Here is a 21,372-nt window from a genome sequence, read left to right as displayed (position 1 = left end):
GATCAGCCGTCCAGCCGACGGCGTGCGTCTTCCAGCGTACGCATGGACCGTTCGGGCATTCCGCTCATGCCTCCGTTGTCCCACTCGTTGAGGAGGCTGGCCTCGATCTTCTTCACATGCTCGACGGTCACTTCGAATCTGGTGCGGAGCTGGCGAAGCACCTTCGAGGAGAGGAACTGGTCAATAGCGAAGGCTAGGCCGTCCTGTCCGGAGTCGTCCTGCTGCTGGCCGGCGCCCGCGGCCACCACCACGGGCACGTACCTCTCCAGCTGTTTCTCCACCCGGCTGCCCAGTTGCACCCTGCCGAACTCGTAGAGGTCGTTGCGCAGTGACTTGACGAACTCGCGTGCCTTCGTTCCCGCTTCGGCGTGCGTTTTCCTCGCCCCGCGGAAGGCCTGGTCCAAGGCTGTAACACTGTACGGCTGCGCGGCGTGCGCGGCCGAGCGCGGCACCCACGGCCGTACGGCGGGCAGTTCCAGCACGAACGAGCGGTTGTAGGTCTTGTCTGCGAACTCCAGCGTCGACTCGTCCTGGTTGGCAGTGCCGACGAACCAGATGTTGTCCGGCAGATGGATCGCCTTGCCGCCCACCATCCAGTTGGGTTGTCTGCCCAGTCCAGTGGGGGCGAGTTGGATGGGCTTGCCGTCGTTGTTCTCGAGCTTGGACAGAAACACCGAGAAGTACTGCTCTGGACGCGACAAGTTCATCTCGTCGAGCACTATGAAATAGGGGCGGTGGCGGAATCTCGGTGTCTGCGCCCGGTAGATGGCCTGCAGGAACTCCGACTCGTCGAACCGTTTCTCGAAAGTGTTGTAGTGGCCGATGAGGTCGTGGCGGTCGCGCCAGCCCGCTTGGACCTCGATCACCACGCAGTCGGTGCCGAGTGCTCGCGCCAGCGCCTTGGGCAGCGAGGTCTTGCCGATACCGCTGATGCCCTCCAGCAGGTGGAGCCTGCTCATGTGCATGCCTCCGAGCGCGGCGCACACGTCGTTGAGCCGGTAGGCCCGATCGGACCCGGTGAACATCTTGGCTTGGAGGGCGAGCGCGAGCTCCGCCAAGTCGGGCGCTTCGTCCACCAGCACGCCCTCCTCGTTCAGCTCGTCATCGTCGTCCATGGCGACGCAGTTTGGGAACAGTGGCGATGTGGGATCGGGGCGATCCCGATAGAGCTCCTCCACGCTCGCGCGCAGCTCTCCGATGCGTGTCTGGTAGCCGCGTTCGAGGATGGCGAAGTGTTGTTCGGCGTCGGCGAGCTGCTTGACCTGGAGGTTGCTGATCCGGTTCGCCAGCGCCTGGCCGCGCAGTTCCTCCAGCTCGTAGCCGAGTCGCTCGCGCTCGGCGTTGAGTTCGCGGTTCTGCTGTTCCAGACGGCGTAGTCGGTCGAGCGTGTCGTCGTCAAGTCGGGTGGCGAGTTTGTCGCGGAGGTCCCTATTCGCCTCCTTGACAGCGTTGAGCTGGTCGAGGATGTGGCTTGGGTCCTCGATCCCGTACCTTTCCCAGTCGCTCTCCAGCCTCCTCAGCCTGGCCGACAGCTCGTCTACCAGCTGCTCGGCGGCGTCCGCCCGCATAGTCGTGGTGTGCAGCTCCACCTGCACCGCCGCGATCTCGGCGGCCGCTCGCGCGGCCACCTCGGCCTCGATCGCCGCATCGCGACGCTCACTGGCGATCTGCGTACGGCGCGCCTCGGCGAGCGCGGCGCGCAGCTCCGCCTGCTCTGCCTTCAGCGTGTCGCGGGCGGCCTGGAACTCGACGCGGTCCTCGTCGAGCCGTGCTAACCGCCGCCGATGGTCGTCCCGCAGGGCGTCGGCCTCCTCTTGGAGCCGCCGGTCGAAATCGTCGCGGCGACGGGTCAGCTCGGTCGTCAGAGCCTGGTGGGCGTTCGCCGCAGCGGCGACGAAGCCCTCTTCCGCGTCCTGCTCGAGGGCGCGGAGTTGCTCCTCGCGTGCAGCCAAGGCCAGACTCGTTTTTTGGATCTTGGTTTGTTGGTCGGCCAGGTTCTGGCGTTCGCCGGCGAGGCTTCGGCGCTCCTCCTCCAGCGACTTGCGGGTCTCCTCGGCTTGGCGCTCCCGCTCGCTGGCTGCCGTGGCGCATTTCTGGTACGCCAGACGCTGCATGTCCAGCGCGTCCAGCACCTCGCCCAGCCGCGTGACGTCCGCAGGCTCGATTGTCATGGCAGTCATGTCGGCGGCCGGCACGCCTTCCGCCGTCATGACTGCCTCCACCTCTGCTGGATCGGCTTGTCGAGCCCGCTCCAGCAGGGTCTTGAGCGCCTCGGTCTTCCTGGCGACGCTCGTGCCGTTGTTCTCCCTGGTGCTGCCCGAGCGGCGACTACGCTTCGACATCGTTTCCCTTCGGTATCGGCAGATTGAGGTGTGCCGCAACGGTCTCCTGCGCCAGTTGCCAGGCGAGCTCGGCGAACGCGGGACTGAGCGGGGTAAGCCCCGCGTGCGAGCCGGGGGAGTTGCGGTCTTTCGAGAGGTTCGTCAGGTCGGTGATTAAAGTTCGCCGATGGGCGGCGAGCCTGCGGAAGGGGTGGGCGGAGTCCCCGGCGGCGGCCGACAGAGTGGCGGCGGCGAGCAGGCTGGGGGAAGTGGCGCTGTCAGGGTTGTTGAACGCCTTTGAGATCGTGCGCCAGTCCGCAGCCTTGATCGGCGCGTATTGTGAGAACGGCAGGCCCAGCTCCGTGAGCGCTCTGGTCAGGCGCTCGCGTATGGACTCGTTCCTGGCGATCGGCACACGTCGGCGGCGCACGAGAACGCGCAGCACGACCTCGTGCAGTCGCCAGGCGTTGCGCACGACGTCGGCCACTTCGGCGGTGTGGTCGCCGGGCCGCCGCACTCTGTTGATGTCGCGTTCCAGGAGCGTCAGCAGTTCTAACACCGCCTGCTCGTCGCGGATGCGATGGGTGAATCGTGCCTCCAGGTCCTCCGCCAGCCTCCGGCGAATCTCCCGATCCATTTGGTCGAATTCCGCGTACAGGGCCTGGCTCGACCGGCCGAGCAGCTTGTCGATGGCGCCGCGTAACGGGGGGCTGTGCTGTGCCTGAGTGGCGACGAGCCGCCGCAGGTATGTGCTGGGCCGTCCGGAGAACGGATTGCGCGCGACCCAGGTCACGCTCGCGACGCCTTCCTTGGCCTGCTTGGACAGCCCGAGCGCGACAGGCAGGAATACCGGTTGCCCGGCGCTCACCACCGAGACGCGGGCCACGACGCGTTCCGGCGGCGCCTGCTGCCAGGGTCGGTCGCGTCGAATCCGCCTGCCGAGGCGTTCACCGCGTGAGACCGCCTCGACGATGTCCTCGTGGCCTGGCGGCCCAACGGAAGGACCCATAGCGGGCGGAGGGACGGGCAGGGCCGACACATGTAGCGGCGCGCCCGCAGTCCGGAATCGCACGCTCGCGCGGTTGACGCCCTCCCACTGCGCCGGAGCGATCTGCGGCTCCTGAGTAGAGGCCGGCCAGAGGGTGCCTGTGACGGGGTCCTGGTAGACATAGGTGACGATGGTCTTGTCCGGATCGAGGAAGCCGTCCTTCATGGCCGCGGCCCCACGCTCGGTTACCACGCCGTGCTGGTCGAGGTAGGAGAGCTGGCGCAGGTCGTCGCGGACGAGTTCGAGCAGGTCCGGGTGCAGTTGCAGCAGCTCGGCCATAGTCGTCGTGTTGCGGTGTCCGGCTCGGGCGAGACCTAGCACGGCCTTTTGGAAGGCGTTGAGGTGCTGCTCGTAGACCAGTGGTGCCAGTACGCGGTATTGCCATGCCGGCCAGAGCAGCCATTGCAGCCTGCCCCGATAGCTCACGTACTCTGACATCAGCACGGGTGTGTCAGGACCGAACGACACCATGCCTCCCTTCGCACAGCTCGCGGAAGGCAACGAGTCCTTCGGCGAGCGACCGGCCGAGGAGCTGGTCGTGTGGAGCCGTGTCACGATCAGCCATCGCCGGGTCGCCCACAGCGATGAGCAGCCGACGTTGCCTGCTCATGGCCACGCACATGCGACTGTCGCGGAGCAGGTGGCCGTAGCGCCTGACCGCCGAGCCGGGCTCGTCCGACCACGGGCTGCTTCTGGTGACGGAAAGCAGGACGACGTCGAACTCCATGCCCTGGAACGCGTCGACCGTGCCGACGCGCAGGCGTTCGCGGGGACGGCGTTCGTCTGTCCACGCCATATGAGGCATCGGCCCGAAACGGTCTTTGTCGTCCTTGACGCCGAGCCCCGCGTCCACGAGAAGATCTTCCAGCCGTAGCTGCTGCGCCTTATAGAAGGTGATCACGCCGAAGCTGAGCCTACGATTGGCGTCCACCGCCATCAGGGCGGCCAGCTCGCTGACGAGCCGCTTCGCCTCGCATTCGCGGACGAAGCTGTGGCCGTCCCTCTCCTCGCCACCCGTCTCGTGCGGAACGTCGATCCACGCGGCGACCTTTCCGTGGTAGGGCTGCAGGGAGTGGGTGAGCGCGTGCGTGGACGGATGCGGCCGGACCGCGCGCGGGCCGCCGTAGAAGACCCTGCTCACGAACTCCCCTAAGCGGGGATGCATGCGGAACTGCTCGTCCAGCCGTATCGTGCGCAGCCGAGGTTCGATGCCATCGAACATGTCGAACCACCGCTCGAACAGGCTGCGTGACAGGTCGGAGGAAGTGCTGATGCGGTTCGTACGGCGCAACTCCCTCTCCAGCTTCAGCTCCAGGGCGTGCGGAAGCTGCTTGTGGTCGCCGACTAGGACGATGCGCTTGCGCGCGCAGGCAAGCGGGATCATGAGGTCGAGCGGGTTGGCCCGGGCCGCCTCATCGACGATCACGGTGTCGAAGACCGGCAGCGGCGCGTCCACGATTCGGTGCATCTCGCTGGAGTCCACCTGCTGGACCGTGGTCGCGAGCACGGAGTTGTACCGGCGCAGCGTCGCCTCCACCAGAGACAGGTCATCCTGGAGATCGGCTCGAAAGGCGCGCAGCACCTCACCGACATTGTCCGGCTTGGCCGCCACGCGCTCCTCGACCGCGTCGACAATGTCCTGGAGCAGCACGAGGATGGCGGGGTCGCGACCGGTCGTGCCCTCGAGATGCCGCTCGGCGGAGATTCGGTCGAACAGCCGCACGCACAGAAGCCGCAGCTCGTCGATCACGGCCTGCACGTCTCCTCTGTCAAGCTGGTCCGCCGCCTGGTCCAGCAGGGCGTGGTCCCCCTCGTTGAGGAGGCCGTAGCGGTCGAGCAGAGCGCGTGCCGTCCTGGCGCGCTCCGGGCCGTCATCTGCGAACGACTCGGCGCTGACGCGGATCGACCTGATCACGGCGAGCGCGGTTCTGCGTACGGGCGCGGCCAGGTGCAGCTGAGCGTTGATGCGTCCGTGGACGGCAGCACGAGCCTGGTCGAGACGTCCGCGCAACGGAGGCGGAAGCAGCTCTCCCACCGACCGCCTGACCTTGTCGAGCAGATCCAGTAGGTCGCGGGCGGTCGCCGGGTGCGCATCGTAGGCAGCGGCAATGCGCCGTAGGTCGTCCAGGTGTTGCCTGGCCCTGACGTCGGGGCGGTGCTCTTGGAGGTATTCGTCGAGTCTCGCCAGGGTCTCCTCGCGCCAGCTACGGGCGCTCTGAGCCTGACGCCCTGGCCGGGAGTCCACCCGGGTAGGCGGCATTCCCCTGCGGCGTGCCTTGCCCACGACATTGTCGACCGCGTCGTGCTGGTAGCTGGTGATCAAAGTACGGTTGAGCGCGAGCGCCTTCTCGTCGATCTGATCCAGGCAGTGCAGGAGGGCGCTGATGAACTGCGTCTTGCCGGTGCCGGGAGGTCCCTGGACGAGGAGGATGTCAGGCGTGGTCAGGGCGAGTTTCAGCGCCGCCCGCTGCGCGTCGGTGGGCCCGCCTCCGCCGAAGACGTCTCTGACCGCCTGGGAGAGTATTTCGCTCTCCCCCATGATCCGCCGCGGCGTGCCCGCTGAGACGTCGATGCCCTCGATCAACTGGGCGAGGCCGCGCATCTCCGCGTGGCCGGACCAGATCCGGCGCTTGGCCTGCTCACGTCGGCTCAGCCGGATCCGGTCGCCGGTGAGCGCGCGGAACAGGTGCCCGGACGTGGACGGATCATCGGCGTCGAGGTCGTCGCGCAGCGGCGTGACATCGATCGCGTCGATGTCCGGCCGCACGCCGGCGAGGGTGCCGGACACCGTCTGGCCGCCGCGGGACTTCTGGTCGCCTGTCAGTTCCGGCGGGAGATCGCTACCCGCCTCGAGGTCGAGCTTTCCCTCGTAGGACTTCAGCGCGCGTAGAAAGGCTGCCGAGCGCTCGTCGCCAGCGAGGTGGAAGCGCCAAAGCCCGTCGGGCAGCAGCTCCCACCGCTCGTAGCGCGCCGACTTGAGCCTGAGAGCCTCCTCCACGAGCGCCTCGCGCTCGATGTCGTTGTAGGCACTCCACATCTCGATATAGGAGCGTCCCTCCTCCATGAGACCGGCGAGCATCGCGCGTATCTGCTCCGTCGCGACCGCCTCCGCGACGTCTACGAACGACAGCTCGACCTCGCTGATCCTGATCCAGCGGCTCGGCTGTCTTCTGCCGCTGGGCACGATGCGAACGATCTGCAGCCGGTCGTCGCGCAGCCCCACGTCAGCGATCCAGCGGCGGCCGTGCATGCTGAAGGGGCGCACCTCCGGGGTCTCCGTGTCGGCTGGGCCGCCGCTGTGGACGATCCGGGAGGGGCCGGGTGAGAGCGTGAACTCTTCTCCTAGCCAGGTGTAGACGCTCTGGGAGCCCGCCGATGAGCGGACCTGGTCCGCCACGTAGTCGTCCACGCCGATGACGAGACGCTCACCCAGCGAAACGCCGGGGAACAGGTGGCACTGAACGACGAAGGGGTCACGGGCTTCACGCGTACCCGTCAGCACCCAGCTCACGGTCTTCATGCCCGAGTCGAGCACGGCGTCAAGCTGGGCCCGATCGACCGCCATCGCCTGCACTGGCGTTCCGCCGCCAACGGGAACGACGACGACGTCGTGCGCGGAGCCCGGCGCGGGCCTTTTGAGGAACACTTCCGCTGACGGATTCCGCAGCCATCCCTGCGGGGTGCCGCACAGCTGCAATTCGACAGGGACGGCCTCTCCCGTGTGCAGTTCATGGGCCTTCACGTCAGCCCTCCGATCGCCGTGGCAACATAAAGGTCAGCGCACGATGGACGCGGCTGTCCTCGCCGAAGTGCAGGAACCACGGCATCCGTACGTCCTCGACGAACTCCGATCCGGGGAAGACCATCCGGCCTGCCCCACCCGCAGCCGGGACCCGTCTCATCGCGGTGGTGCCCACGTTGCGCACGGTCACGTCGTAGGCACCGTTCCAGGTCAAGCGCGCGACTGAGGTGTGCGCGTCGCCCCCGAGCACTCGCGTGAGCCGCGCTGTCACGTTGACCGGCTGGCCTCCCTGGAGCACCAGATACTCCGTCCGGGGAGCCAAGTGCTGCGCCCTGTCGGCGAACCCCGCCGGAAGTACGTCGTGCGCTTGGACTACCACGATTTGTGGCGGCTCCGCCCGACACCACGGGCAGAACGTGCAGAACGCATAGTACGTCTGTCGGCACGAAGGGCACACGATCGTGAGATCGGCCGCGGCGTGTAGTGCGTCCGCCCAGGTGTGGAGTCCTGGACGGCGATACGGAGTGCGGACACCTTCTTCGAAGGTCTGCTCGAACAGTGCCCGCAGCCGCTTCGTCAGGACCAGACCGGGCTCCAGTCCGTGCGAGGAGCGATTCCTGTCGTCGTCGGAGTGGCCGACCCACGGCAGCAGCCCGCGCTGGACATCCTCCTGGTACTCGACGGGGCCGTCTTCCACAAGGTCGCCTAACAGTGGGTGGTTGGCGACCAGCGTCTCGTAGGCGATCGTGGCGAAGGAGTAGGCGTCGCTGAACGGTGTGTTGCCGCTGAGCCGCCGCAACAGCTCCGGCGCGGCGTAGAACGGCGTCTTCACCACACGGTCAGCCGGAGAGCTCTCGACGCGCAGGTTGTCCGCATCGACCAACCAGACCTCGTCATGCTCCGGGTCTGCCGAGACGAGGATGTTGCCGGGGGAGACGTCGCCGTACACGATGCCGCGGCCGTGCATCCGGCCCAGCACGTCGGCGCACTTCGCGAGCAGGCGCAGCCTGCGGCTAAGCCCACCGCCTCTCGCATACCAGGGACCGAGGTCGCCTGCGGGCGGCTGGCAAAGGGACTCCATCGAGGCCATGTCCTCCAGGAGCTCCATAACGTATCCGACATGCGGCTCGTCGAGCCGGACGATTGGCCTGCTGACGGGCAGGTCCTCGATCGGAAGCCAGCGGAGCCGATCAAGACGCTCCCGGATGTCGTCACCCAACGACGGCTGGCCGTCGTCAAAGCAGATCTTCACTGCCAACCTGCTGCGCTTAACCCGCAGCACCACACCCTGGCCGCCTTCTCCGATCGGCGTCTCACGGTCCAACTGATAGGTGTTGCCGTGCTCGTCACGGACATACTCCGGTAAATGTTCCACGGTCATGGTCATGGCGCGTCCAGATCCTGCAGGCGGGGCGCCACTCGTCCGGTGACCTGACGGAACTGGCTCGTCACCTTCGCCGTGACCCATCGGAAGCTCCGCGCGATCTCGTCGACCTGGTCGGCGCGCAGGACGTCCCAGCCTGGCGTGGCGAACGTGGTGAGCACGTGCTCGGCCTCGGGAGTGCGATCACTGCCGATGCCCATCGCGAGCCGTACCGCCTTGGCGGCGCGCCCTTCGGACAGGAGCGCGTCGAGCGGCGCCTCCCAATCGTCGGTGGGCGCGCCGTCGGAGACCAATACCAAGGCAGGAGTGAAGGCCGACTCGGGAACGACCTCGGGATCCTCGATCAGCTGGCGCGTCAGATCGAGCGCGTCGCCGAGCGGAGTCCTTCCACCAGCCACGACTTCGCTCCACTCGGCTTGCGACGCCGGTATCAGCGGCATGTGGAGCCTCGCCTCGTCGCCGCCGAAGGTCACCACGGCGACGTGGATCTGGCCTCGGGGCGAATCCTCCGTGGCGAAGGCGGAGAACATCACGCGCATGCTGTCATTGAGCACGGCGATCTTCTCACCGTGCATGCTGCCGCTGATGTCGGCAAGAACGAAGACCGGCAGGGGACGCGGTGGGCGTCGCTGCCGCGCGGCCATCGGCGTTTCAGACGACGGATCGGCGCTCAATGGTTGCCTCCTGGCCATTTTTTTGCGCAACACAAAGCCGACCAGCTTCTCGCTCACGTCGATATCTGTCAACGGCGGAGCTACGGCACGCGCTAAGGTAGCGGCTCTGCGCGGCGGATGCGTAGGAGTTTCACCAAAGCCTCAGGTTTTCCGGAAATGGGACATGAAGTTCTCAAAGCCCCTCTTTGGTCGTGATGTAGCTTATGCCATAAAAAGTGCAAATTCGGATGATTTAGGGCAGTAGAGCCTACCGCACCGCCCGGCGCGGGACCCTACGAGAGGAAGGCCCCAGCTTCGATCACTCCAGCCACGGCCATCGAGTGGCGAAGTGAGCGAATCGTCTCGGCTTCGCCCAGCCGACATCCGCAGTGGGGGTGTGCGGCTTGTACGCCCTGATATATAGTCTGAGCTGCGCAAACGAATGCACGGTCCGTACCCTTTCAAGGTTATTCTGCGTGTATCCCGTGCCCTTGACGCTTTGCCGGCACGTCGTTCGTTGCCTTCCGTGCTCCAGTGAGGCTTTTGCATCCCCTGGCGGCGGGTTGCTAGGTCACAGCGTGATCGCGAGCCTGGCGTTCGCCTGACGACGCAAGAAACCCCTGGTAGATGGATTGATCACCACAACCAGATCCGTCACAACCAGGGGCCTCGGATGCTTTTCTATCGCGCCGCCGTCGATTTGTCGCGCTCAACGCTGAACTACGTCGCCGGAGTGATCCGCCGGCACCGCAAGACAATCGGGTCGGTCTGGCGGCTGCTCAACCCGGGGCAGCAAGCGCTGCTGGTGCTGGTCTACCTGCGCAAGGGCGAGACATTCAGCGAACTCGGGGCGTTCAGGGTGTCGACCGCGACCGCTTGGCGGTATGTGGAGGAGACGGTTGCGCTGTTGTCGGCCCGCTCACCGAAGCTCGGGCAGGCGCTGCGCAAGGCGAAGCGGGACGGGCTGCACTACCTGGTGCTGGACGGCACGCTGATCCGCACCGACCGGATCGCCGCCGACCGGCCGTACTTCTCCGGCAAGCACCGCGTGCACGGTATGAACGTCCAGGTCATCGCCTCACCGAACGGGACGATCCTGTGGACCTCCGGAGCGCTGCCCGGCAAAGCCCACGATCTAAGCGCCGCCCGGATCTGGGGCATCCTGCGCGCGCTGGAGGCAGCCGGAATCATCACCCTGGCCGACAAGGCGTATCAGGGGGCCGAAGGTCCGGTGCTCACTCCATACAAGGGCAAGAACAAGCCTGAATCCCAGAAGCAGGCCAACCGTGCCCACGCAAGACTTCGGGGTCCCGGTGAACGAGCGAACGCCCAGCTGAAGAGCTGGAAGATCCTCCGCAAGCTACGCTGCAGCCCCAGCAAGGCTGGCCACCTCTGCAAGGCCATCGCTGTCCTTCAGAATCACCGAGCTGCGCAGGCAGCGTGAGGATGAAAAGCATTAAGGGATACGTCGCCGTAGTAGGTCGGCTGGTTCGGCAGTTTGATGGTTCCTTGACCATCCCGCCAGTTCGTCCATTTGATGATGCCGGCGAACAGCTCGGCTGCTCGCCGGAGGACGGGGGTTGAGGAGGAACTCCTCAACCCCCGATCCGGCGTGGGCGAAACCCGGCCACGCCTCGCCCCGGGGGCTCGCCGTCGCCACGGCCGACATCGGCTGCAAGCGGGCAACCGGGCTGGTCGCCGCCCGGTCCGCCGCTGACAAGGCCGTTCAGCTCGACGCCATCGCCGCCCACCGCCGGGACTTCGACCGGTTCCGGCGTGTCCGCGACGCCGAACTGCGCGTAGCCCGGCAGGTCACCGGGAACGGATAGCGACTGCTGTCGCCGGGCTCTGCCGGGAAATCAGCAGACCCAGGTGTCAGCAAGAGTGATCGCCGCCGGTCACCGCGCCGCACCGTGATCTTCGCCGGTACCAAGCCGGCCGCCCACCCCACCATCTCCCTGACCCGTGGGCGGGCATGGCGGCTCCAGCGCCCGCGAGGCTCAGTCGATCTCCAGGGAGGGCTGAGGATGATCAAGCCACTCCCTGTCCAGCCGGACGTTCGTCCGTTGCTCCACGATCGCCATGGCCTTCGCCCGGACAGTGAACGCGTCCCGGGTGCCACCGAGCAGAGCCGCCTCTTCCCGGAGGGCCTCGGCGTTCGTGCCGTGAATCCCTTTCGGATCGAAGTCGCGGACCTCGGCCACGACCCCGCCGTCGGCGGCATAGAGCAGCCTGCGGGCTCCGGTGATGTTCCACTGCACATGCCAGACCTGCGCACCCGAGCTGACGCGCCCCAGCATCGGCTGCTCCCCTACAGGCGTGAAACCCTCGGCTTGGAAGAGCATCACCGACGTTCCGGACAGCCGGAAGGCCGTCAGGTCGGCGTAACCGGGCTCGTACTCCTGGAACTGTGGAGTCGCGCCACCGGTGACACGGCGTCCCACCTCGTCGAGAGAAAGGCTCTCGGACTCCGGCACGATCACCGTCCATGCCATCCCTTCGCCCATCCATGCCACCTCTTTCAACAAGCTTCGATAGCGCCGTACTGACTCTTGGAAATCTGCAGGATTCAAGCCGGGTTCCCTCCTATATGCGCCTCCGTCGCCGTGCGGCAGGCTGGCTGCCGCACGGCGACGGAGGCTGCTGTTCATGAACGCTGATTCTGCTATACGCGCGTCATTTTCCGGTTATGGCCACTTCGTGTATCCGCCTACAGCAGGTTTCCAGCAGTTGGAATCCATTGACGGTTGGACGGTGTGGCCGGATAGGGTTGTAGCTTGGTGGCGAACCGCGAGAACCATGGATCGTCCTTGTACAGGAGCCGGTCGCGATTGTAGAAGCGTGTCATGGCCTTGCCGGCTTTACCGTTGGGGCCGGCCGCGGTGCCCGGCATGGCGCACACCGACAAGTTCCTTGCCCTGTCCCCGGCCGGTGTCCGCTCCACGGCGGATGCCGGCGGAAACTCATCGCACTCCATGTGGACCATGGGAGGTACGGGAGTGCCGTAGTTCGGCCAGAGACTTCTGCACCTGGTGGTGGCTCGTCCGCGGTTCCGATCGATCTCCGGTTGGCCTATCCGATGCAGGTAGTTCTGTGCTCCGGGGTTCTCGTTGGCCGAGGTCGCGCAGCCCTTGATGATCTTGTCGGGCCTCTTGGGGTAGGTGTCGCCCTTGTCGTAACAGGCCTTCCAGTAATGGATGTAGGCTTCGTCGTAACCAGCCCCGAGCTCCCATTTGATGGACGCTGCCGCGGGCATCGCACACCCTCCCGGAAACTGCTTCGAGATGTATGTGGCGGAGTCGCACCGGATGGTGAACTGCTGCGGCGTGGCGCCATGGCCCCATTCGAACTTGATGGGATCCAGCCACCCGTCGCTGTCGGTCTTTACCCATGGGCTGAAGTTGCAGTTCGAGATGAGATCGGCTCCGCTCGCGTCTCCGGGAGCGGAGCGGAACCGCCAGGTGGCGAGCTTGGGCCACTTGTCGTCGATCGGATTGCTGAGGGCCCGCAGCTCGTCGCCTTCTTTGGTGATGTTGTTGTGCTGTGCGCTCCCGTTCCATGAGGTGATGTGACGGCACGCTGTCTGCCCTCGTGCCGGGCTCAGGCCGAGCGTATAGTCCGCGTCCAGGAAATCGTAGTCACTGAACCTGAACTCATTGACATAGACGTCGAAGTACATGTCCCGGCTGGTTCCGCCGGGGGGAACTCCGCCCGGACCTCCGTCCGGACCGTTGAAGGTGCTGGCGACGAGCATCAGGAAGAATTCCCCGGTATCCGCGCCGTCACCGGCGAATTTGATGCTGTGCACCTGACATCCGCTGAAGCGGTTCTTCCGCCAGGTTGCCTTATTCCTGTCGTTGTCCTCGAATTTCTTCCAGCACTCTTCCGGGTCGACGCGATCGTACGTCATGGGTTGCGGAGCGGCCATGGCCGTCGTGGACCGTCTGTCACCCTGGCCGGCGAGCGGAGCGAACTCCTCGGAACTGCTGCCGTCCACCAGCTCAGCGATCTCCGAGTGGGACAGGGCGCGATCGTAGGCCCACACCTCGTCGAGAGTGCCGTTCATGCTGGTGCCGAGAGTGAGCGGCCCGGTGGAATTCCAGGTCGGGAAACTGATCGGCGCGCTTGCCGACACCTCCGTGTCTTCTTGGCTCTCGTCCAGCACCGGCAACCCGATGGTGTTGCCGTTCACGTAGAGAGTCGCGGTGCTGCTCTCCTTGTCGTACACGGCCGCGATGTGAAACCAGGAGTTTGCGGGAGCTTTGACGCCCGACACGACGCCTTCCGATCTCGCGTCGGCGGTATCAGACGACGTCAAGCTGAAGATCAGGCCGTCTTCCGGATCGTTTCCCAGCCGGAATGGCGCCGCATTTACGCCATCTTGTCCAACGATGGTGTACGCGCCGTTCTGGTCGTCCCACCTCACCCATGCCGCGACGGTGAAACTTTGATCGGTGCGCAGCACCGGCCCCGCCGTTCGCGCCATCGGTCCTGGTCCGGCTTGAGCCAGATCAAGCGTGACATAGTGCCACGCGGCCCAGTCGCTCGACACCTCGCCGGCGATCGCCCTGGCACGCCAGCGGACGGTCCATCCGTCCGACAGCTCTCCGTGGGGCACCGTGAGGCTCGCCTGGGTGCCCGATGCGAGGCCGTCGACGGATCCAGCCCAGATCTGCCCAGCGCCTTGCCCGGTGCTGCCCGGGTCGTGCTCGACTTCGAACTCGGCCCGGACCGTTTGCCCGGCGGGCCCAGTCACAGTCGCCTTGAGCGTCGGGCTCAGTACGTTCATGATCGTTTGGCCGTCTATGACCGTTGACGGGGTGAGGACGAGATCGGCCACGGCCGGCTTTGGGCACTGCGACAGTGGCCGAGTGCCACTCAGACCAGGGAGAACTCGTTTCTCCCGCAACGGCACGAGCACGCCAGCGCACCTTCCACCCGTCGGTCAGTACCCCGGCGGGGATATTGACGGTGGCCTGCGCGCCGGAGGCCACGTTGTCGACGGCTCCATCCCAGATGGGGCCGCTGCCTTGCTCCGTGGCTTCTGGATCGTGTTCCACCACGAACTCGGCACGAAGGGTTCCACCGATCGGGTTGCCGACCTCGGCGCGGAGCGTCGGAGTGAGCGTGGTGACGATGGTGGTGCCGTTCACCTGCTCTGACGGAGAGATCTGCAGGGCTCCGATCGCGGGCTCGGAAGCGGGCGGCGGAACGTCGACGCTCAGGCTCTGCCAGCCGGACCACGGTGAGCTGACCGTGGTGGCGGAGTTGATCGCGCGGACCCGCCACCGGACGTTCCAGCCATCGGTCAGCTTGCCCGCAGGAACGGTGAGCGCGGCCTGGGTCCCGGAGGCGACGTTGTCGACGCCACCGGCCCAGATCTGCCCGGCACCTTGCCCTGCCGGGGCCGGGTCGTGTTCGACCTCGAACTCCGCGCGAACCGGTTGCCCCGCCGGGTCGCTCACCATGGTATGCAGGGTGGGCGTCAGGCTGCTCGTGACCGTCTGACCGTCGACTACCTGTGACGGCGTGACGCCGAAAGGGCCGACGCTGGGATTCGGCACGTCCACGGTGGCCGTCTGCCACTCCGACCACGCAGAGGTGGTGGAGGCGGCGGCGTTGGCCGCGCGGGACCGCCAGCGGATCTTCCAGCCGTCCGCCAGCTTCCCGGGAGGGATGCTGACAGTGGCCTGGCCGCCGGAGGTGACCGTCTGCGAGGTGCCGGTCCGGATCTGGCCGGTGCCCTGCCCAGGCGCGGCCGGGTCGTGCTCGACCTCGAACTGGCCGGTGAGGCTGCCGCCGGCGGGGTCGGCGACGGTCACGGCGAGCTGCGGGGTGAGCGAGCCGGTCACGGTGACACCGTCCACAGTCTGCGCCGGTGTGATGGCCGGGGCGGAGACAGCCGGTTGCGAGGCCGGTCCGCTGGTGGTGATGGTCAGCGTGGGCGGTTGGTTGAAGTCGGTGTCTTCGGAGGAGGTGAACACCCGGTAGTTGTCGATGTTCGCCTCGCCGGGCGACTTGAGCACCAGGCCGTGGTTGGCGGCGCCGGCGGCCCAGTCCTGGGCGATGCCGGTGACGTTCCAGTCCATGCTGTCCGGCCAGGTGGCGCAGTCGGAATTGACGCCCTTGAAGTTTGCCGAGGCGTCCTCGGTAGTGAAGGCAGGCTTGGTGGCCCAGTACAGGTTGTCCGGGTCCCATGCGCTGGTCAGCCGGGCGACCTGGATGCCGTTGGTGAGCGCGGCGCCGCAGTTGTGGCTATCGATGGTGTTCATCGACAGCTTGGCGTCGGTCACCGTGCTGCCCTTCAGGCCCGGGGTGTCGAACTTCAGGTGCGTCCGAATCTTCATCCCGCCGGTCATGGTGCCGGCCAGGAGGTTCGGGCCGCTCGGGTAGGCGGGCGACGCCATCGACCAGGATTTCCGATGTCCGCCAGCCAGGACCGCTATGTCCGTCTACCAAGACGGAGATGTCCGCCGATCAGGACTTTGTGATGGCCGCTAACACCCCACAGGCGCAATGTCCCAGTGCCTCCTGGATCACCTTCATCTCCCCCCCGGACGCCAACATCAGCGAGGCCGCGCCATGGCGGAGGTCATGCAGCAAATGCCCAAGAATGCCGATTGATCAGGCGCCCGACCGGGGTGTCCGGAAAACGGAATGCGGGACGGTGCAGCCGCCGCACCCGTCAACTCGATGAACACGCCACGGCCGCTCATCGGCAGATCGGCCCGGCGTCGCCGGTCGTAGCCGTACAAGCCCGGATGACCCGCGCGGATGGCGTCATCGGCAGGCGGAGTGGTGGCAGACGAAGATTGCTCAGTTTGAGTGGGACAACGACGGCATCCCTGTCTCACTCAAACTGAGGCAACCAGCTCAGCGCCCTGCTCGCGCCTCAGGTTCCGCGAGCCAGGCACTTTGCTTGTCTCGATTGCGGCATGCCACCACTGTGGCGTGCCGATCGTCGTTCTGCGCTACTGGGCCTGCTGGTCGTACAGGCCGTCCATCATCCGAAGGAGCGGCGCGGGGTACGAGCCCTCACCCTCGTCGCTGAATTCCCCGCCGTACGACGCTTGCCAGTCGCCGGTCGAGGTGTTCCGGATGGAGGTGTGACTCAGCGTGCCACCGTCGGCGTTCGAGCCGTAGAGTGCCCAATGGTGGGCGGTGCGCTTGTTGGTCGCCGAGTCGGCGCTGACCGTGTCGTCGTGCTTCGAGGCGAGGAAGGTGTAGTCCGTGCCCATCTGGGACTGCGGCTGCTTTCCCAGCCAGCTGATGAAGCCGCTGCCCGGACGCATGTCGCTGCACTGCTCGTGGGTGATGGCGCACGCGGTCACCACCGCGCTGCCGATGCCCAGGTGCGGCGTGGCGAACGTGACCATGTCCTCGATGTACAGGAAGGGGGGCCAGTCTCTGGGCCACGCGGTCGCGCCGAGGTTGTTCGGATCGACCGTCAGCCCGCTCAGGTCGGGTGGCGGCTTGCCCACGCCGTACCTGTTGACGCCCTCGATGGCCGCCTTCGCGACCAGACCGCCCATGGAGTGCGTCACGACGTCGATTGCCACGTCCTTGCTGGAGTACAGGTAGTAGACGGTCCACGCGAACTGGCGGCCGACCTCCTGGATGCGCGTGTCGGTGGTCCCTTGGAGTCTGAGGTCGCAGTTGGTGGCCTTGTTGTAGTAGCCGAAGGTGACGACGTCGCCCCAGCCATTGGCGTTCAGCAGATTCTTGGCGCTGTTCCATGCGCCGGAGCAGCTGATGTCGGCCTCGCGGTCGAACCCGTGGACCATGACGGTGACCCGGTGTCCGTTGCCGCGTGCGGGCGCGGCTGACGCGGCGGGTGCGGTGGCGATCAGGGTGGCCGCGACTATGGCCCCGACTAAGGACAGGGCAAAACCGGATCTGGCTAATCTGTGCATCCATGGTCTCCATTTCCGTTAGGCCGGAGGCAGAGTAACGCGCAGACGATCATTCCGTGAATCAGTTGAACATTCGGCATCCCGCCGCTCATGCCGGCTCGTGACCAGGCAGGTACGGGGCCGGGATGACGAGCCTCTCGGCGTCATGGCGAGGTGGGTGCCGTCGCATGGCCCGGCGTGATTCGAGGACAGGCCCGGCGCGGACGCGCTCACGTCCGGTGCCGCTGATCGCACCTGCAGGTCAGGCATGTCAGGTGGGTCGCCGTATAGGCCGGTTCGTATGGGCGCCGCTGAGTCTGAAAGCGGTTCGTTTCGCGAGATCCTCGCACGCCTGTGGTGCGTACAGCGCCAGGATTTCGGCGTTCCTGGGCGTCAGACACACTGCGGCGACGGAGCGCGGAAAAAGTCCGCCGCCACAGCGGCAGTTGAACAAGCTGCGGGCGCGTTCGCGGCGCTGGCTAACGAGAGGATTTGATCGGTGACAACCCGGCTCGCGGGCAACGATTGCCGTCTCCACGCCACATCCACCCGGTGGTGTGGACGCTGCGGCGGGAGGTCGCTTGGCGGCGTAAGGGCGAGCGCCCGTGCTGTGGTGGCTGATCGCTCTACGACGTTCGCGCCGCGCCGAGGTAGCGGGGCTGCGCTGGACCTGCGGCTGGTGCAGGGCTAGCTGGGGCATGCCGGCATCGCGCTGACCGCCGACACGCACATGTCGGTGCTGCCACAGCCGTGTCACGGCAACGTACGGGCGACCGCGAGGCTGGTGTCGGGCGCGGCACGTAAGGCGGCGCGGATGGTGCGCAAGGGCCCCTGAGGACGTGACTCACGTGTGTCTCATCGTGACGCACGATAGCAGCGTGAGCCCGAGCAGGACGACGCCGACGCACCCGGAGGCAATGGTGAACGCCGCCTTGAACGTGGGTCCGCCGCCCCTCCCGTACGGGGCCGATGTGGCTGTCGCGGTGGGGGCGGGTTACGGAATCACGCCGAAGGCCAGCAGGTCCTCCAGGTATGCCACGTGCGCTGGGCCGAGCGCCAGCCGGTACGTCTCGCCGGTCTCCGGATCGGTGATGGTCAGCACGGTGCGCGGTGCGTACGGGCGGGTGTCCTGGAGGCGCTCGATCAATTCCTCCTGCATGGTGAGGGACAGCGACTGGGCCGCCGTGTAGGAGTGGTACATCGATCAGGACTTCCCATCGCGTCGCCTGGTGCTCATTCTGTGCGCAGCGCTTCGGCGATGGTCAGCGTGGCGGCCGAGCGCGCGGGCAGGTACGCGCCCAGCATGGCGATGGCCACACCCGCCACGACCAGCGCGGCCAGTGCCGTGGCCTGCCAGACGTCGAGCAGGATCTCGGGTGCGGTGAGCCCCACCGCGTTGAGCATGGCCAGCACGATGACCCGGTGCGAGGCGATGCCGATGGGGATGCCGACCAGGCCGCCGAAGGCACCCAGCGCCGCCATGGACGTGACCATCATCAGCGTCACCTGGCGCGGGGTCATCCCGATCGACTTCAGCATGGCCAGGTCGCGGCGGCGCTCGCGGGTGTTGAGCACCACGGTGTTGAAGACGCCCAGCGTCGCCACCGTGCCGAGGAGCAGGGTGAAGATGGACGCCGCACTGATGATGGCCACGCTGTTCTGGTCCACCTGCGACTTCGTCTGGGGGTACAGGCCGGGTTCGGCCGCCTTGACGGCCGCGTTGAACTTCTCGACGTCGGCGCCTGGAGCGAGCCGCACCTCGTACTGAGTGGCGCTCCTGTTCGGGTCGAGCGCGGTCAGCGTGGGCCAGCTCGCGATGACGAGGTCGTTCGCGGCGTCCATGAGCTCGCCCACGATCGTGGCCTGGGTGCGGCCGCCGCCGAGCGCGAGCGTGAGCCGGTCGCTGACGTGCAGCCCGAACCGCTTCAGGAACGCCGAAGGGGCGGCGACCTCGTTAGGCCCGGAGATGTAGCGCCCGGCCACCACCACGTCGCCGCGGGTCGCGGCGTCGCCGCGCAGAAACTGGGCCTTGATCCGGCCCGTGTGGCCCGGGAGCTGCACGTCGATCCAGGCGTCGGCGGTCACGTACCGCACGCCGGGCTGCGAGCGCAGCAGCGCCTCGATGGCGGCGTCGTTCAGCTTGGGCCTGGTCTGATCGGGCCGTCCGACATAGACCACGGAATGGACGTGGCCCACGCGTTGTGCCGTGTCACCATAGGCGGTCATCGTCTGGAACAGGCCGGTGGCGAGCGTCACCGCGGCCACGCCGAGGACGATCGCGGCCAGCGTCAACGTCGAGCGGCCGGGGCGGGCGAACGGCAGGCCCAGGCCCAGGCTCACCGAGCGGGGGAGCGGAGTGCCCGACAGCAGGCCCTGGATCGCCTGCCCGCGTCCCGGCTGGGGCGCGCTGCCGACCCGGATGGTCTCGGCGGCGGACAGCCGATGCGCGCGAGAGGCGGGGATGAGCGCGGCCAGGACGACCACGGCCGGTACGCCGATCAGCGCCGCCAGATACACCCACAGGCTGACGCCCAGGCCGATGGACGACCCGATGCCCGCGAACACGCGCTGCAGCAGCGGCTGTGAGACCAGGGCGCCGAGCCCGGTGCCGACCAGACACCCGGCGAACCCGGGCAGCAGGACCATGGCCAGGTACACGGCCATGACCTGGTTGGGGGTGAACCCCAGTGACTTGAGCACTCCGATGTGCCGCTGCCCGGCGACGACGGCGCCGCCGATGACGTTCGCCACGATGAGCACCGCCACCAGCAGTCCCAGGAGACCGAACCCCACCAGGAACGGCAGGTAGGCGGCGGCCGCCCGGGAGACGTCCTGCTTGACGGCGAGGTAGGACTGCTGGTTGAGCACGCCGGAGGACGGCAGCCCGGCGGTCGCGCTCGTCGTGGCCGCGCGCAGGTCGCCCTCCGTCTCCGCCTTGGTGAACCGGTAGAGCATCTGGGTGGTCTTGGGGTTCATCGTCTGCATCTGCGCGGGGGTGACCCAGGCCTCAGATGTCCTGCTGACGCTGGAGGCCAGGCCGACGATGGTGAAGTTCATCCCCTCCTGGGCCTGCACCGTGGCGCCGATCAGGTCGCTGAAGAGCGGCTCGACCGGCCGGTTCACCACGATCTCCCCGGGTTTGGCGGCCCAGCGGCCCGCCCAGAGGTCGACCTGGTCCACGGGACCGCCCGGACCGGGCCGTCCGACGACCGTGAGCGGTCCGGGCGGCAGGCTCTGCCGGGTGTCGGCGACGGTGACCACGCTCTGGCCGAACGGCCCGGCCGCCGCTTCGACCCCCGGCTTGCCCGCCGTCTGCGTGAGCAGCGCGTCGGGAACCGTGGCCCGGTCGAACGTGGCCACGACGTGCGCCCCGTGCTGCTTGGCGAAGGTCCGGTCGAAGGGCCCCGAGGAGGCCTCGAGCAGACCGAGCGCCACGACGATCGCCACGGTGGAGCACATGACCACCACGGCCAGGACCGTGCTCTGCAACCTACGCCGCCGCACCGCCGCCAGTGCGATGCTCCACACCACGCTCATGGGGCCCACTCCAGCTTGCGTTCGGCGGTCACCCGGCCGTCGGCCAACTCGATCACCCGGCCGGCGCACCGCTCGGCCAGCCGTTCGTCATGGGTGACCAGCAGCAGCGTCTGGCCGATCTGGTGCAGGTCGAGCAGCAGGTCCATCACCTGCTCACCGGAGTGGCTGTCCAGCGCGCCGGTCGGCTCGTCGGCCAGCAGCACGGCCGGCCGGTTCATGAGGGCGCGGGCGACGGCGACACGCTGGCGCTCGCCGCCGCTCAGCACCGCGGGGTACATGCGGGCGCGGTCGGCGATGCCGAGTTCGTCCAGCAGTTCGAGCGCGCGTCTGCGGGCCTGGGCGGCGGGTGTGCCGGTGAGCTGGGCGGCGAGCGCCACGTTGTCGAGCGCGGACAGGTCGTCGAGCAGGTTGAAGAACTGGAAGACCATGCCGATCCGGCGCCGCCTGAACAGCGCCAGCCCTGTCTCGTTCAACCCGGTCAGGTCCTCGCCGTGGACGATGACCCTTCCGGCGCTGGGTCGGTCCAGCCCGGCGATCATGTTGAGGAGCGTCGACTTCCCGCAGCCCGATGGTCCCATCACCGCGACGGCCTCACCGGCACGGATCTCCAGCGAGACGCCGCCCAGTGCCGCCGTCTCGCCGTATTGCTTGCGTACCTGATCAAGTTGTACGACGATCTCGGTTCCGGTTGTCATGCAAGGAGGCTACGAACGGTGCCGGACGCCGGGCATCCTTCCCCGGATGTAAATCCGCTCCGATGTCATCCTGTGGATGTAGTGCGGATCTCCACGCCGT

The 21,372-nt window shown here is 67.0% G+C and carries 14 protein-coding genes; 2 read left to right on the top strand and 12 right to left on the bottom strand.

Annotation, left to right across the window (positions count from 1 at the left end; genetic code table 11):
• Positions 1–2: 2 nt before the first annotated feature.
• The 5 genes from HD596_RS02155 to HD596_RS02135 all read right to left on the bottom strand — a co-directional run bounded on the left by HD596_RS02155 (position 3) and on the right by HD596_RS02135 (position 9,226).
• Positions 3–2,342, bottom strand: a complete 2,340-nt coding sequence (locus HD596_RS02155) for an AAA family ATPase (protein WP_185067629.1) — start codon at positions 2,340–2,342, stop codon at positions 3–5.
• Complete coding sequence (locus tag HD596_RS02150) at positions 2,329–3,807, bottom strand: hypothetical protein (protein ID WP_185067628.1); 1,479 nt, start codon at positions 3,805–3,807, stop codon at positions 2,329–2,331. The genes HD596_RS02155 and HD596_RS02150 overlap by 14 nt, the downstream gene beginning before the upstream one ends.
• A gap of 13 nt (positions 3,808–3,820) precedes the next feature.
• Positions 3,821–6,934, bottom strand: coding sequence for a DEAD/DEAH box helicase (locus tag HD596_RS02145; RefSeq protein WP_185067627.1), 3,114 nt, complete (start codon positions 6,932–6,934; stop codon positions 3,821–3,823).
• 178 nt (positions 6,935–7,112) lie between these two features.
• Positions 7,113–8,498, bottom strand: a complete 1,386-nt coding sequence (locus HD596_RS02140) for a protein kinase domain-containing protein (RefSeq protein WP_185067626.1) — start codon at positions 8,496–8,498, stop codon at positions 7,113–7,115.
• Positions 8,495–9,226, bottom strand: a complete 732-nt coding sequence (locus HD596_RS02135; protein WP_185067625.1) for a vWA domain-containing protein — start codon at positions 9,224–9,226, stop codon at positions 8,495–8,497. Before HD596_RS02135 ends, HD596_RS02140 begins: the two co-directional genes overlap by 4 nt.
• A gap of 595 nt (positions 9,227–9,821) precedes the next feature.
• Here HD596_RS02135 and HD596_RS02130 point away from each other — a divergent pair.
• Positions 9,822–10,592, top strand: a complete 771-nt coding sequence (locus HD596_RS02130) for a transposase family protein (protein ID WP_185067624.1) — start codon at positions 9,822–9,824, stop codon at positions 10,590–10,592.
• 136 nt (positions 10,593–10,728) lie between these two features.
• Positions 10,729–10,977, top strand: a complete 249-nt coding sequence (locus HD596_RS02125; protein ID WP_185067623.1) for a hypothetical protein — start codon at positions 10,729–10,731, stop codon at positions 10,975–10,977.
• A 171-nt stretch (positions 10,978–11,148) separates the two neighbouring features.
• On the opposite strand, the gene HD596_RS02120 is transcribed toward HD596_RS02125, so the two are convergent.
• The 7 genes from HD596_RS02120 to HD596_RS02090 all read right to left on the bottom strand — a co-directional run bounded on the left by HD596_RS02120 (position 11,149) and on the right by HD596_RS02090 (position 21,272).
• Positions 11,149–11,799 carry a hypothetical protein gene (locus tag HD596_RS02120; RefSeq protein WP_185067622.1) on the bottom strand — a complete coding sequence of 217 codons (651 nt, stop codon included), beginning with the start codon at positions 11,797–11,799 and terminating at the stop codon, positions 11,149–11,151.
• Between the two features lie 59 nt (positions 11,800–11,858).
• The gene (locus HD596_RS02115) at positions 11,859–13,766 is read right to left on the bottom strand and encodes a LamG domain-containing protein (protein WP_185067621.1); all 1,908 of its coding nucleotides are present in this window, start codon (positions 13,764–13,766) and stop codon (positions 11,859–11,861) included.
• Complete coding sequence (locus HD596_RS02110) at positions 13,660–15,555, bottom strand: DNRLRE domain-containing protein (RefSeq protein WP_185067620.1); 1,896 nt, start codon at positions 15,553–15,555, stop codon at positions 13,660–13,662. The genes HD596_RS02115 and HD596_RS02110 overlap by 107 nt, the downstream gene beginning before the upstream one ends.
• 564 nt (positions 15,556–16,119) lie before the next feature.
• Positions 16,120–17,061, bottom strand: a complete 942-nt coding sequence (locus HD596_RS02105) for an esterase/lipase family protein (RefSeq protein ID WP_185067619.1) — start codon at positions 17,059–17,061, stop codon at positions 16,120–16,122.
• A gap of 973 nt (positions 17,062–18,034) precedes the next feature.
• Entirely contained in the window at positions 18,035–18,241 is a 207-nt protein-coding gene (locus HD596_RS02100; protein WP_185067618.1) for a YciI family protein, read from the bottom strand.
• A 32-nt stretch (positions 18,242–18,273) separates the two neighbouring features.
• Positions 18,274–20,577, bottom strand: a complete 2,304-nt coding sequence (locus tag HD596_RS02095) for an ABC transporter permease (RefSeq protein ID WP_185067617.1) — start codon at positions 20,575–20,577, stop codon at positions 18,274–18,276.
• Positions 20,574–21,272 carry an ABC transporter ATP-binding protein gene (locus HD596_RS02090; protein ID WP_185067616.1) on the bottom strand — a complete coding sequence of 233 codons (699 nt, stop codon included), beginning with the start codon at positions 21,270–21,272 and terminating at the stop codon, positions 20,574–20,576. Before HD596_RS02090 ends, HD596_RS02095 begins: the two co-directional genes overlap by 4 nt.
• Between the last annotated feature and the right edge of the window lie 100 nt (positions 21,273–21,372).

The organism is Nonomuraea jabiensis (assembly GCF_014204795.1).
Taxonomy (GTDB): domain Bacteria; phylum Actinomycetota; class Actinomycetes; order Streptosporangiales; family Streptosporangiaceae; genus Nonomuraea; species Nonomuraea jabiensis.
The sequence above is the reverse complement of the archived record's forward strand: the minus strand, read 5'-3'. Positions and strand labels throughout refer to the sequence as shown.